Here is an 11726-nt window from a genome sequence, read left to right on the forward strand (position 1 = left end):
AACCTATGTATTGACATGGAGGATGGGACGCCGGGAGGGGGCGCATGTTACGAGGTGCGACGGCCCGACCCCTGTACGTGGTACTCGCCGCCGTCCTGATCAGCCTCCAGCTCTTCGCTCCCACCGAGGCGTTCGCGTCCGCGCACAGGGGCGAAGTCGTCTCCTGCGCCGAAGCGGAGCATCCGCACAAGGTGGCACCCCCTCTGGGCGCCCGCCAGCGGACCCGCGACGAGGATCTCGTCCCCGACACACCCCCGCGCGCCCTGCTCGCGAGCGACCCCGCGGCCTCGTACGCGCCGCTCGCGCCCGCCCCGGCGCACCCGCGCACGTCGAGATCCTCGACCGCCCACTCCCCCGCCGTACTTCAGGTCTTCCGCTGCTGAGCGGAGCGCGTCCCCCCACGCTCCGTCTTGTAAGCCGACGCGCCCTCAGGGCGCGCCAGGAGGAACTGACATGCAGCCCCTCATCGACCATGCCCGCTCCTTCGGCCGGCGGCCCGAGGAGTTCGCCTCGCTCGCCGACGGCCAGTCCCCGCAGGTCCTGTTCATCACCTGCTCCGACTCCCGGGTCGTTCCGGCCCTGATCACCGGCGCCCGCCCGGGCGAGCTCTTCGAGCTGCGCACCGCGGGCAACATCGTCCCGCCCTACGTCCCCGGCCGGCCGACCTCCGAGGCGGCCACCGTCGAGTACGCGGTGGACGTGCTCGGCGTGTCCGAGATCGTGGTCTGCGGCCATTCGCACTGCGGTGCCGTCGGCGCGCTGGTGCGCGGCGAGGACCTGACGGCCGTACCCGCCGTGCGCGACTGGCTCGCGCAGGCGCAGCGCCCGTCCGACGCACCGGGCGACGACCCCACCGTCGCCGACGCGGTGCAGAACCACGTCCTCGCGCAACTGCTCAGGCTCCGCGGATACCCGTGTGTGGACAGGGCCCTGACGACGGGTCGGCTGCGTCTGCACGGCTGGTACTACGAGGTCCACACCGGAGCCGTGCGCGAACACCGTGCGCACACCGACACCTTCGAGGCCCTGTGAGCCGCGCGATGAACACGTCGAGCCTCATGGGCAAACTCCCCCACCTGCGGCAGGACTTCGCCGCCTCGATCGTCGTGTTCCTGGTCGCCCTGCCGCTGTGCGTGGGCGTCGCCGTCGCCTCCGGTGTCCCGGCGGAACTCGGCCTGGTCACCGGCATCGTGGGTGGTCTCGTCACCGGCCTGATGCGCGGCAGCAGCCTTCAGGTGTCGGGCCCGGCGGCCGGACTGACCGTGCTGGTCTACGAGGCCGTACGGGAGTACGGGCTCGCCGTCCTCGGAGTCGTCGTGCTCGCCACGGGTGTGCTCCAACTCCTCATGGGCGCCCTGAAGCTGGGGCGCTACTTCCGGGCCATCTCGGTGGCCGTCGTCGAGGGCATGCTCGCCGGGATCGGCCTCGTGCTGATCGCGGGCCAGCTCTACTCGATGGCCGGGCTCAAGGCCCCCGCCTCCGGACTCGACAAGCTCGCCGGACTACCGGAGGCCGTCGTCGACGCGGCCCGCAGCACCGAGGCGCTGGCCTCGGTCGGACTCGGGGCGGGCACGATCGCCGTGCTCGTCCTGTGGCGGCGGCTGCCGCGCCGGGTGCGTGCGGTGCCGGGGGCCCTCGGCGCGGTCGTGCTGGCCACCCTGGTGGCCTCGGGGTTCGGGCTCCCGGTGGCCAAGGTCGAGGTGCGGGGGCTGGTCGGCTCGATCCAGCTGCCGAGCCCGGAGGCCTTCGGGGAGCTCGCGAGCGTGGGCGTGCTCGGCACGGTGCTCGCCTTCACGCTGATCGCCTCCGCCGAGTCGCTGTTCAGCGCGGCGGCCGTGGACCGACTGCACGACGGCCCCCGGACCGAGTACGACAGGGAACTGATGGCGCAGGGCGCGGGCAACACGGTCTGCGGACTGCTCGGCGCGCTGCCGATGACCGCGGTGATCGTGCGCAGCGCGGCGAACGTCCAGGCGGGCGCGCGGACGAAGGCGTCCCGCGTGCTGCACGGCGTCTGGCTGCTGCTGTTCGCGGCGCTGCTGCCCGCCGCGCTCGGCGTCATCCCGCTGCCCGCCCTCGCCGGCATCCTGGTGCACGCGGGCTGGAAGCTGGTCCCGCTGCGCGAGGTCGTCTCGCTGTGGCGCGAGCACCGGGGCGAGGCGCTGATCCTCGTCGTCACGGCGGTGTCGATCGTCGCCGTCAGCATGTTCGAGGGGGTGCTCATCGGGCTCGCGCTGGCGATCGTCAAGACGGCGTGGGAGGCCTCGCACGTCCGCCTGGAGGTCATAGACAAGGGTGCGGGCCCCGTCCAGGCGTATCTGTCGGGCAACGCGACCTTCCTGAGGCTGCCGAAGATCCTCGACAGCCTCGAGGCACTGCCCCAGGACCGCCCGGTCGAGCTGGACCTCTCCGGCCTGCACCACCTCGATCACGCCTGCCGCACCGCGCTGGAGAACTGGTCGGCGCGGCACAGTGAGGCGGGGACGGAACCGGTGAAGATGACCACCGGCTGACCACCGGCTGACCCACGGGGCTCGCGGTCGGGGGAACCCTCGACCGTGAGCCCGCGTGAGGCATATCGTGGGATTAGTGGTGGTATGCGGCGGCTCGAAAGGGGGTCGTCATGCTCGATGAGCTCTTGGCCACGGCCGCGGTGGTCGGTACCGCGGGGGTGGTGTACGTCGTCGCGGCGGCCCGGGTCGTCAAGCAGTACGAGCGGGGCGTGGTGCTCCGGCTCGGGCGGCTCCGGGGTGGCATCAGGCCGCCCGGGTTCACCATGATCATCCCCGGTGTGGACCGGCTGCGTAAGGTCAACATGCAGATCGTGACGATGCCCGTCCCCGCGCAGGACGGCATCACGCGGGACAACGTCACGGTCCGGGTCGACGCGGTCATCTACTTCAAGGTGGTCGACGCGGCCGACGCGGTCATCCAGGTCGAGGACTACCGCTTCGCCGTCTCGCAGATGGCGCAGACCTCGCTGCGTTCGATCATCGGCAAGAGCGACCTGGACGATCTGCTCTCCAACCGGGAGAAGCTCAACCAGGGCCTGGAGCTGATGATCGACAGTCCGGCCATGGGCTGGGGTGTGCAGATCGACCGGGTCGAGATCAAGGACGTGTCGCTGCCGGAGACGATGAAACGGTCGATGGCCCGGCAGGCCGAGGCCGACCGTGAACGGCGCGCGCGCATCATCAACGCGGACGCCGAGCTGCAGGCGTCGAAGAAGCTGGCGGAGGCCGCCGGGGTGATGTCCGAACAGCCCGCCGCGCTCCAACTGCGGCTGCTGCAGACCGTGGTGGCGGTCGCCGCCGAGAAGAACTCCACCCTCGTGCTCCCCTTCCCGGTGGAACTGCTGCGGTTCCTGGAACGGGCGCAAGTCCAGCCGGGGGCGCCGACAGTGGAGCAGATACCGACGCGTCCGCGGCCCGACGAGCACAAGGACGACGAGTTCGTGCTCGATGAACCCAAGGGTGACAAGTTCAGCCGCGAGGAGGCGGAGGACGACGAGTTCCCGCTCGACAACCCCGGCGCGAGCCCTCTCCTTGGCCCCGACTGATCGCCCCCACCCGTTGCCCCCACTAATTGCCGCGACCGCCCGTCGACTCCCTGCTAGCGTCCCTGCCATGAAGCGTGCCGCTGTGAAGACGACGACGCCGGAGAGTGTCCCGGCGCGCTGACTGCTGACGAGTCCGAAGCCCCGGGGCGAGTGCCCCGGGGCTTCGCCGTGTGGTCACCCGCCCCTCGAGAAGCGAGGAGACCACCATGACCGCCCTCCCCGACCACCGCCGCCTCGGCCGTGAACTGGACCTGTTCGACACCGATCCCCTGATGGGCGCGGGCCTGCCCTACTGGCTGCCCGACGGCGCGGCCGTGCGCCACGCCCTGGAGGAGTACGTCCGCGACGCCGAGCGACGCGCGGGCTACCAGCACGTGTACTCACCGGTGCTGGGCAAGCGCGAGCTGTACGAGATCTCCGGGCACTGGTCGCACTACAGCGAGGACATGTTCCCGCCGATGGAACTCGGCGGCGAGCAGGTGGTGCTGCGCCCGAGCCTGTGTCCCCACCACGCGCTCATCTACCGCTCCCGCTCCCACAGTTACCGCGAACTCCCGCTCCGCATGGCCGAGTTGGGCGGGATGTACCGCTCCGAGGCGTCCGGTGTCCTCGGCGGCCTCACCCGCGTACGCGCCATCCAGCTCAACGACGCGCACCTCTTCTGCACCCTGGAGCAGGTCACCGAAGAGGCGTTGGCGGCACTGGGGTTGATCCATCGGGCGTACGAGGCGATGGGCATCCGCGCGGCCCGCCACCGGCTCTCCCTGCCCGGCCCCGGCGGCAAGTACGTCGCCGACCCCGAGCTGTGGCGGCGCTCGGCGGCGCTGCTGCGCGAGGTCCTCGACCGCTCCGGAGTGGCGTACGAGGCCGTCGAGGGCGAGGCCGCGTTCTACGGCCCCAAGATCGACGTCCAGATCGCCGATCCGGCGGGCCGGGAGTCCACCCTCTCCACCGTCCAGATCGACTTCCACCAGCCCGAACGCTTCGACCTGCACTACATCGGCGCCGACGGGGCGAAACACCGGCCGGTCATGGTCCACCGCAGTGTCATCGGCAGCCTGGAACGAGCCGTCGCCCATCTCATCGAGGCGCACGGCGGTGCCTTCCCGCCCTGGCTCGCCCCGACCCAGCTGGTGGCCCTGCCCGTCTCCGACGCGCGGGCCGAGGTCGAACAGGCGGCCGATCTCGTACGCCGCTGCCTGGACCGGGGTCTACGAGCCCGGCTCATCACTCCCGACCAGGGCACCCTCGGCGCCCGGATCCGCGCCGCCCGTCTGGTCCCGTACCAGGCGGTGATCGGCCCCCGGGAGACCGCGGCCGACGAGATCGCCCTGCGCCTGCGCGACGGCCGCCGACTCGACCCGCAGCCCGCCGCCGAGGCGCTGGACCGCATCACCCGTCTCGTCCGCGCCCACAGCACCGAGCTGATCGGCTAGATTTCCGCGCCGTGGACAAACTGCCGGTGCACCAGGGGTGGTTGAGACAGCGGTGGCGGTCGGTGGCCGTGCTGGGAGCGGTCTTCGCGCCGGCCGGGCGCGGGGCGCTGTACGCGGAACTCCGCCCGGTGTTCCCGCGGACGGACGCGCGGGCCTGCTCCGACAGCACCGTGCCGCTGGCGGAGCAGGCCGGCGCGGCCGCGCCGGCGCTGCCCGAGCACGCGACGGACCTGCGCTACGACACCGCTCGTCTCCGCCCACGGGCCGGGACCCCGACGGGCACAACCGGCAGGACGGTCCTGAGGATGGAGTTCCGCGCCACGTCCGTCGACATCCAGAGGTGGCTGACCGCCAACCGTCTGCCGAAACCGACCGACTTCGACACCTGGGGCGGTCCGGAGGCGCTCGGTGCCACGTGCGGGGTCCTGGGGGACGGCTTCTCGTGAACATCGACCCCGACAGCCGTCCGCGACCGGCCGTCCTGGTCACCCTCGAAGAGGCCTGAGCACGACTCGCGGGTACCCGGCTCCCGTCGCACCATCGAGGGACACGGCCGGAAGGGGTACGCGGTGGCCAAGAAGGACGGCAAGGGCCCGAGGGACGGCGCGGGCCCGAAGGACGGCGAACGGCGCAAGGGCAGGGAACCGGCCCCGCTGCGCCGCCTGCTGCGCGTTCCCGGCGGCAAGGACGTCGACCTCTCCTCGTACGACGCCAGGGCCACACCCGCCGGTCCGCGCGACAAGGCCGCCGGGCTTGCCGCCATCGCCCAGATGGTCGAACGCCTCGCCGACCTGCAGGAACGCCTGTGGGCCGCGAGCACGGCGGGTGACCGCCGCCGGGTCCTGCTGATCCTTCAGGGCATGGACACCAGCGGCAAGGGCGGCACGGTCAAGCACGTCATCGGGCATTTCAACCCCGCGGGCTGCCGCATCCGGGGCTTCAAGGCGCCGACCGCCGAGGAGCGTGGGCACTCCTTCCTCTGGCGGATCAGACGGGCCCTGCCCGAACCCGGCGAGATCGGCATCTTCGACCGCTCGCACTACGAGGACGTCCTGATCGCCCGCGTCCGCGAACTGGCTCCCCGCAAGGAGATCGCCCACCGTTACGGCGAGATCAACCGTTTCGAGAAGTCCCTCGCCGACGACGGCGTCACCGTGGTGAAGTGCTTCCTGCACATCTCCTACGACCAGCAGCGCCGCCGGCTCCTCCAACGGCTCGACAACCCCGACAAGCACTGGAAGTTCAGCCCCGACGACATCGACGACCGTGAACTGTGGCCCGCGTACCAGAAGGCGTACGAGATCGCCCTGGAGCGCTGCTCCACACCGGAGGCCCCCTGGTTCCTCGTCCCCGCCGACCGCAAGTGGTACCGGAACTGGGCGATCAGCACCCTGCTCCTGGAACACCTCGAGACACTGGCCCCGCAGTACCCGAAGGCCGACTTCGACGTGGCGGAGGCCAGACAGCGGCTGCTGACGGAAACCTGACCTGCGGATCGGCGAAGGTCACCGTCATCGGACTCCTGGAACCCGAAGGCGTGGTGGCCCACGTCCGCTCCCTCGACGTCACATGCGACTGGTCATCGTCCTGATCGTGGGCGGACCCGCTCAGGTGACCGTGTGGCAGTCGAGTTGGGCGTCGATCTGGGCGGCGGTCCTCGGGCCGTCGTCGGTCCAGTACTGACCGGGCTTCAGTTTCGCGGCGGCGACCGTACGCAGGCTCACCACGTAGTCGCGCCCCTCACCCGAGGGGTCCAGGTACGCCACATCGAGGGTGCGCGGCAGCGGGGCGGGCTTCGCCGCATGACGGTCGAACCCCTCGGCGGACCAGAGCCTGACGACGCCGCTCTTCGCCGATGCCGTCCTCGGACCGGAGGCCCACCAGACGATCGGCGGGTTCGTGTCCTCGGCCTTGTCCCAGTCCGTGACCTCCACCCGTCGCAGTTCGTCGGAGGGACAGAGCGGGATCTTGACGACGATCGTCTCCCCTTCGGCCCTGGCCCCGGCCACCGTCGTGTCCGCCGGATCCGACGGCCCCAGGAAGCATCCGCTCGCCAGCAGGGCGATCGCGGTGAAGAGGAGGACCGGTGGAGCAACGCGTCGCCGGTTCGGCACCGGTACCCACCCCGTCTCGCGTCGGTCCTGCCGTTCGGATCGGTCGCGACAGGGGTTCGATCCTGCACGCGGACACGGGAAATGGGAACCGGCGTACGAGACCGACGTACGAGACGGCGTGAGAGGCGGCGTGAGAGGCGGCGCGCGTCTCGCCGGGTCCAGCCGGGTGACTTCCTTGCCCCCGTCGCCGGGCACGTGCGGACAATGGGCGAATAGTAAGTATTGCCCACATATCTTCATCGGGTGATCATTCCAGTACGACGATTCGTCGCGACCTGCGCCCTCGGCACACTCGGGGTCGTGCTCGCCGCCTGCGGGACCCCAGGAACCCCGCACGCCGCCCGCCCAGGGCACCCCGCGTCGGCCTCCGGCAGCACAGACGCCCAGCCCTCGCGACCCCCCACACTCGCCCCCGGCTCCAGCGGTATCACCCCCGTCTTCACCAACGGTCCGCGCACGCAGGACAAGACCGTCGCGCTGACCTTCGACGCGGACATGACCGCCGACGAGGGTCCACGCGCCGCGGCCGGGGAGCACTTCGACAACCCCGAACTGATCGCCACGCTGCGCGCGTTCAAGGTGCCGGCGACCCTGTTCATGACCGGACGCTGGGCCGACGAGTACCCCAAGGAGGCCAGGGCCATCGGGCAGGACCCGCTGTTCGAGGTCGCCAACCACTCGTACAGCCACTACGCCTTCACCGACAACTGCTACGGCCTGCCCATCGTGCCCCAGGAGCGGATGCGGGCCGAGGTGGAGGAGGCCTACGCCGCCTTCAAGAGGGCGGGCGTGCCCCACGCGATGCCCTACTTCCGGTTCCCCGGCGGGTGCTACGACCAGCAGGCCCTGCGCACGCTGAGCGCCGTGGGCGTGACCGCCGTGCAGTGGGACGTCGTCAGCGGGGACGCCTTCGCGACCGACGCCGACGCCGTGGCCCGGCAGGTGCTGGAGGGTGTGAAGCCCGGATCCGTCGTCGTCATGCACTGCACGCGCAGCGCGGCTCCGGTGACCGAACAGGCCCTGCGGACGATCGTCCCCGAGCTACGGAAGAAGGGTTTCCGCTTCGTGAAGGTCTCCGAGATGATCGGCTCGGCGACGCAGGGCGAGCGGCACGGCACCACGTAGGCGTGCTCCGGTCCCGGCCTACGCTGGGGCCATGAGCGACGACTACTGCGCCACCCCGGCGGCCCCCACCCCGACACCGGACCCGACCGACGCCGGGCCGCCGTTCGCCGAGTGCGTGCTGTGCCGGAAGCCGACCGAGTACCCGGAGTCGTACAAGGGGATCACGCTGTGCCCCGTCTGCGAGTGGCAGGAGGCACAGCGGACCGCCTGTTCCGGGTGACGGTGACAATGACGGTGACGGTGACGGTGACGGTGGCATGACCGCCCGCCGAAGAACCGATCTTCCGCCTGGCACACTGGAGGGCGTGAGCAGCGACCCGACCGTAGCCGACGCACCCGGCCGACCCGACGTACCCGGCTCGGCCGAGGACAGCCCCTTCCGATCCGAGCGCACCGCGCGCGACGAGGCCCCGCAGTTCGTGCTGCCGCTGGTCGTGCGCATCGAGAAGGCCGCTCCCCCGGCACGCACGGACGCGCTGGAGACCGCGGCCCGCGCCGTGCTGACGATCCTCAGCGATGAGCGGGCCCTCGGGGACGGCGAGTGGGCGCAGGCGGTGCGGGACTGGCAGGACGCCCGGATCCGCAAGGTCGTACGACGGGCGCGCGGCGCCGAGTGGCGACGGGCCGAGGCTCTGCCCGGCATCACGGTGACCGGGAAGTCCGCCGAGGTGCGCGTCTTCCCGCCGGTCCCCCTGGACGGCTGGCCGAAGGACCTGGTCAAGCTCCAGGTCTCCGGCACCGACCTCGACGACCCGGAGCCGCCGGTGGACGCGGACCCGACGGCGCCGGTGCTGTGGCTCAACCCCGATCTCGACATGTCGGCCGGCAAGACGATGGCGCAGGCCGGGCACGGCGCGCAGCTGGCCTGGTGGGAACTGTCGGACGAGCAGCGGGCGGCCTGGCGCGACGCCGGTTTCCCCCTCGCCGTCCGCGCCGCCGACCCGGCCCGCTGGAGTGGACTCACCACCTCCGGGCTGCCGTTGGTGCGCGACGCCGGGTTCACGGAGATCGCGCCGGGGTCGTGCACGGTGGTGGCCGACCATCCGGCGCTGCGCTCCTGACCGACCCCGACCGATCCCGACCGACCCTGAGTGACCTACGGACCCGAGGAGGCGCGATGGCCGGGACCCGGCTGGACGGCAGGGTCGAACGCGGCAACCGCACACGGCAGTTGGTGCTCCGCCGCACGGTCGACATCGCCTCGGTCGAAGGACTGGAAGCACTGTCCGTGGGCCGTCTCGCCACCGAGCTCCAGCTCAGCAAGAGCGGAGTCTTCGCGCTCTTCGGCTCCAAGCAGGAACTGCAGCTGGCCACCGTGCGGGAAGCGGCGCGCATCTACGTCGAGCGGGTGATCCGGCCCACGTCCGAGACCCCCGCCGGTGTCGCCCGGACCTGGCGGCTGTGCGAACTCTGGCTGGACTACTCCCAGGGCCGGGTCTTCCCCGGCGGCTGTTTCTTCTACGAGGTCATCGCCGAGTTCGACGCCCGGTCGGGGCCCGTGCACGACGCCGTCGCGGAGACCCAGCGGGACTGGGCGGCCCATGTGGAACACACCATCACCGAGGCCCGGGACCTGGGTGAGCTGCGCTCCGACACGGATGCCGCGCAACTCGCCTTCGAGCTCATCGCGTTGATGGAGACGGCGAACGCGGTGTCGGTGCTGCGCGACGAGACGGACGTCTATCGCAGGGCCCGCGTCGCCATCCTTTCCCGGCTGCGCGCGGCGGCGACCGACCCGTCCCTCGTGCCCGAGCCCTCCTGACCTGCCGAGCTCTCCCGACCCGCCGAGCTCTCCCGATCTGCCGAGCCTTCGACGCGGGAACCGTCACAGCGGAAAACAAGTAGCACGATCGTTCGCTCAGTTTTATGCTCGGCCGTATGACATCGACCGGAGTGGACATCGTCGAGCTCGACCGGATCGCCGTGTACGAGTCACTGCGGCTCGTCGGGCTGGCGCGGGGCACGGACTGGGAGCGGGACACACCGTGCGCGGGGTGGACGCTGCGGCGGCTGGTGGCACACATGGCCGCGCAGCACCACGGGTTCGCGGCCGCCGCCCGGGGAGCGGGGCACGAGACGGCGTACTGGCGGGAGCCGGAGGACATGAGCGACCCGGAGCGGACCTACCGGGGAGCGGCGACGGCGGTGCTGGCCGCTTTCACCGAACCGGGCGTGACAGAGGAGGAGTTCGTGCTGCCGGAGATCAGGGACGGGGGCGGGTTCCCCGGCGGGATGGCCCTGGGCTTCCACTTCGTCGACTACGTGGTGCACGCGTGGGACGTCGCCGCCACGCTCGGCGTCGGACTCGAACTGCCGGACCACGTCCCCGGGGCGGCCCTGGCCGTCGCCCGCCTCGTACCGACGGATCCGGCCGGTCGCGGGCCGGGGTTCGCGTTCGCGCCGCCGGTCGACGTGCCCATGGGCGCGGATCCGCTGGACGAGGCACTGCGGCTGCTCGGACGTACACCGGAGAAGTGGCCGCTGTCGGCCGACGGCGCGGATTCACAGCTGATTTGACCTGAACCGAGGGTTCGCTTTAGCCGCGCTTGAACATTCCCGGCGCCCCGCACGTATCTCACGTCGCTGGCCAAGTACAGGTTTCCAACGACCAGTTGGTTTCCCCCGGGAGGCTCATTTTGCGGCGTATCAATGGTTCTGCCTTCGTCATCGCGGCGCTCGCCGCCACGGTCGGCGCGCTCGCGTTCCCTGTGTGGTCGTACGCCGACCGCGCCGGCACGGGGCAGGCGAACCTGGCGGCGGGGACGGTGAACACACAGTGGGGGCCCCTGTCCGCCGCCGACCGCGATCTGATCGTGCGCGTGCGGCTGGCCGGACTCTGGGAGCTGCCGGCGGGACAGCAGGCGCTCGAGCGGGCCCCCAACAAGGCGATCAAGGAGGTGGGCGACCACCTGATCGTCGGCCACACCGACCTCGACAAGCGGGTGCGGGTCATCGCGGCCCAGCTCAATGTCGAGCTGCCGAACCAGCCGAACGCGCAGCAGCAGGGCTGGCTGCAGGAGATGACCGCGGCGACGGGCGCGGAATACGAACGGAAGTTCGTGAACCTGCTGCGGGCCGCGCACGGCAAGATCTTCCCGGCGATCGGCGCGGTCCGTAACTCCACCCGCAACACGCTGGTCCGGCAGCTGGCCTCGGACGCCAACCAGACCGTGCTCGACCACATCACCATCCTGGAGAAGACCGGGAGCGTCGACTTCGACGCCATCGCCAACGACACGGCGGCCCTGTCGACCGCGAGCCCGACCGGCCCCCCGGCGCCGGCCGCCGGCGTCACGGCGCCCTCCGCGCCGCCGGTGCAGCCGGCCGACGGCGTCGTCGTCACGTCGAGTCCGTCGCCCGCGCCGCCGGGGCAGGTCAACACCGCCCGGCCGGAGCCCTCGGATCCGGACAACGTGCTGCGGTAGCGGTGCGGCCGTCGGCGCCTCGGGGCGCCGACGGAACCTCAAATGTTGCTCTGAACGTCCGTCGACT

The 11726-nt window shown here is 71.3% G+C and carries 14 protein-coding genes; 13 read left to right on the top strand and 1 reads right to left on the bottom strand.

The annotated features are described in order from the left end of the window. The first annotated feature begins 44 nt into the window (after nucleotides 1-44). The 7 genes from KVT44_RS04055 (at nucleotide 45) to KVT44_RS04085 (ending at nucleotide 6482) form a co-directional block, all read left to right on the top strand. On the top strand, nucleotides 45-383 hold the full coding sequence (locus tag KVT44_RS04055; RefSeq protein ID WP_217566121.1) for a hypothetical protein: 339 nt from the start codon (nucleotides 45-47) through the stop codon (nucleotides 381-383). Nucleotides 384-453: 70 nt separating this feature from the next. After that, the gene (locus tag KVT44_RS04060) at nucleotides 454-1032 is read left to right on the top strand and encodes a carbonic anhydrase (protein WP_099920177.1); all 579 of its coding nucleotides are present in this window, start codon (nucleotides 454-456) and stop codon (nucleotides 1030-1032) included. An 8-nt stretch (nucleotides 1033-1040) separates the two neighbouring features. Next, a complete protein-coding gene (locus tag KVT44_RS04065) occupies nucleotides 1041-2513 on the top strand; it encodes a SulP family inorganic anion transporter (protein ID WP_099920178.1) in 1473 nt (490 codons plus the stop codon). A gap of 110 nt (nucleotides 2514-2623) precedes the next feature. Further along, nucleotides 2624-3559: a slipin family protein gene (locus tag KVT44_RS04070; RefSeq protein ID WP_099920179.1), complete on the top strand. Its 936-nt coding sequence runs from the start codon at nucleotides 2624-2626 to the stop codon at nucleotides 3557-3559. Nucleotides 3560-3729: 170 nt separating this feature from the next. Continuing rightward, nucleotides 3730-4995, top strand: coding sequence for a threonine--tRNA ligase (gene thrS / locus KVT44_RS04075; RefSeq protein WP_308313908.1), 1266 nt, complete (start codon nucleotides 3730-3732; stop codon nucleotides 4993-4995). Between the two features lie 11 nt (nucleotides 4996-5006). Beyond that, nucleotides 5007-5441 (top strand): hypothetical protein, encoded by a 435-nt coding sequence (locus KVT44_RS04080; RefSeq protein WP_217566123.1) that lies wholly within the window; start codon nucleotides 5007-5009, stop codon nucleotides 5439-5441. 207 nt (nucleotides 5442-5648) lie between these two features. Continuing rightward, complete coding sequence (locus KVT44_RS04085; RefSeq protein WP_254648973.1) at nucleotides 5649-6482, top strand: PPK2 family polyphosphate kinase; 834 nt, start codon at nucleotides 5649-5651, stop codon at nucleotides 6480-6482. 120 nt (nucleotides 6483-6602) lie between these two features. On the opposite strand, the gene KVT44_RS04090 is transcribed toward KVT44_RS04085, so the two are convergent. Then, nucleotides 6603-7109 carry a hypothetical protein gene (locus KVT44_RS04090; RefSeq protein WP_217566125.1) on the bottom strand — a complete coding sequence of 169 codons (507 nt, stop codon included), beginning with the start codon at nucleotides 7107-7109 and terminating at the stop codon, nucleotides 6603-6605. A 243-nt stretch (nucleotides 7110-7352) separates the two neighbouring features. On the opposite strand from KVT44_RS04090, the gene KVT44_RS04095 reads away from it, so the two are divergent. From KVT44_RS04095 to KVT44_RS04120, 6 genes are all read left to right on the top strand, one after another. Continuing rightward, nucleotides 7353-8234: a polysaccharide deacetylase family protein gene (locus tag KVT44_RS04095; protein WP_217566126.1), complete on the top strand. Its 882-nt coding sequence runs from the start codon at nucleotides 7353-7355 to the stop codon at nucleotides 8232-8234. A 31-nt stretch (nucleotides 8235-8265) separates the two neighbouring features. After that, nucleotides 8266-8454 carry a hypothetical protein gene (locus tag KVT44_RS04100; RefSeq protein ID WP_099920183.1) on the top strand — a complete coding sequence of 63 codons (189 nt, stop codon included), beginning with the start codon at nucleotides 8266-8268 and terminating at the stop codon, nucleotides 8452-8454. A gap of 37 nt (nucleotides 8455-8491) precedes the next feature. After that, entirely contained in the window at nucleotides 8492-9295 is an 804-nt protein-coding gene (locus tag KVT44_RS04105; protein WP_217566127.1) for a peptidyl-tRNA hydrolase, read from the top strand. A 56-nt stretch (nucleotides 9296-9351) separates the two neighbouring features. Then, a complete protein-coding gene (locus KVT44_RS04110; RefSeq protein WP_217566128.1) occupies nucleotides 9352-9996 on the top strand; it encodes a TetR/AcrR family transcriptional regulator in 645 nt (214 codons plus the stop codon). A 116-nt stretch (nucleotides 9997-10112) separates the two neighbouring features. Continuing rightward, nucleotides 10113-10751 carry a TIGR03086 family metal-binding protein gene (locus KVT44_RS04115; RefSeq protein WP_217566129.1) on the top strand — a complete coding sequence of 213 codons (639 nt, stop codon included), beginning with the start codon at nucleotides 10113-10115 and terminating at the stop codon, nucleotides 10749-10751. 119 nt (nucleotides 10752-10870) lie between these two features. Further along, complete coding sequence (locus tag KVT44_RS04120; RefSeq protein ID WP_217566130.1) at nucleotides 10871-11659, top strand: DUF4142 domain-containing protein; 789 nt, start codon at nucleotides 10871-10873, stop codon at nucleotides 11657-11659. The last annotated feature ends 67 nt before the right edge of the window (nucleotides 11660-11726 follow it).

The organism is Streptomyces sp. GbtcB7 (assembly GCF_019091445.1).
In the GTDB taxonomy this organism is placed as follows: Bacteria; Actinomycetota; Actinomycetes; order Streptomycetales; family Streptomycetaceae; genus Streptomyces; species Streptomyces mirabilis.

What these genes read in the sequence shown, in the direction of transcription:
- KVT44_RS04055 (WP_217566121.1), top strand. Translation starts at nt 45, where the DNA reads ATGTTACGAGGTGCGACGGCCCGACCCCTGTACGTGGTACTCGCCGCC.
- KVT44_RS04060 (WP_099920177.1), top strand. Translation starts at nt 454, where the DNA reads ATGCAGCCCCTCATCGACCATGCCCGCTCCTTCGGCCGGCGGCCCGAG.
- KVT44_RS04065 (WP_099920178.1), top strand. Translation starts at nt 1,041, where the DNA reads ATGAACACGTCGAGCCTCATGGGCAAACTCCCCCACCTGCGGCAGGAC.
- KVT44_RS04070 (WP_099920179.1), top strand. Translation starts at nt 2,624, where the DNA reads ATGCTCGATGAGCTCTTGGCCACGGCCGCGGTGGTCGGTACCGCGGGG.
- KVT44_RS04100 (WP_099920183.1), top strand. Translation starts at nt 8,266, where the DNA reads ATGAGCGACGACTACTGCGCCACCCCGGCGGCCCCCACCCCGACACCG.
- KVT44_RS04105 (WP_217566127.1), top strand. Translation starts at nt 8,492, where the DNA reads ATGACCGCCCGCCGAAGAACCGATCTTCCGCCTGGCACACTGGAGGGC.
- KVT44_RS04110 (WP_217566128.1), top strand. Translation starts at nt 9,352, where the DNA reads ATGGCCGGGACCCGGCTGGACGGCAGGGTCGAACGCGGCAACCGCACA.
- KVT44_RS04115 (WP_217566129.1), top strand. Translation starts at nt 10,113, where the DNA reads ATGACATCGACCGGAGTGGACATCGTCGAGCTCGACCGGATCGCCGTG.